At 79.4% G+C, this 579-nt stretch carries 2 protein-coding genes; both read left to right on the top strand.

Annotated features, from left to right (window positions below; all coding sequences use genetic code 11):
• Nucleotides 1-84 precede the first annotated feature (84 nt).
• Nucleotides 85-264: a hypothetical protein gene (locus tag NWP09_RS13185; RefSeq protein ID WP_258275933.1), complete on the top strand. Its 180-nt coding sequence runs from the start codon at nt 85-87 to the stop codon at nt 262-264.
• A gap of 72 nt (nt 265-336) precedes the next feature.
• On the top strand, nt 337-579 hold a 243-nt coding region (locus NWP09_RS13180), incomplete at its 3' end, for a hypothetical protein (protein ID WP_258275932.1).

The raw sequence follows: 579 nt of genomic DNA, 5'->3' as shown, positions 1-579 counted from the left end.
TTATAAGACACGGGGCGGCGCGACCGCGGGGCGGCCCCGTCGGACGCCGCCCCCCGCCTCGAGCAGGCAGGAGCGGACGCGCGCATGCGCGAGCTCGCCGAGCGCGTCGACCGAGCGGTGTTCGCGCCCCGACAGCCGAGCGAGCCGGAGGTCGAGGCGGCGTGGGCGCTCAGCGACGCGGTGCTCGCGGAGCGCGACGAGGGCGCAGGGCGCGTCCGACCGCTGCTGGCCCGCCTCAACCCCGCATCGCTCGCGCGGCGGTAGGGCGCCGCGCCCGCCTCCACAGGTGCCGCACCCGCCGGCTCGCGGGCCCGCCCGGTGCGTCATCCTGCGCGCATGGAGACCCGCATCGACCTGCCGCGTCCCCCCGCCGAGCCGGAGCCCGCGTCCTTCCCGCTGCTCGCGAGCCTCGCGCCCGTGCTCGGCGCGGCCGCGATGTGGCTCCTCCTGCAGACGCCGACCGTGCTCGTGTTCGCGCTCCTCGGCCCGGTCATCGCGCTCGCGAGCCTCGGCGACGGTCGCCGCGTGCGCCGGCAGCGCCGGCGGCGCGAGGCGGCGCGCTGGCGAGCCGAGCTCGCC

Source organism: Agrococcus sp. HG114 (genome assembly GCF_024723325.1).
GTDB lineage: Bacteria > Actinomycetota > Actinomycetes > Actinomycetales > Microbacteriaceae > Agrococcus.
This window is presented reverse-complemented; position numbering and strand designations above follow the sequence as displayed.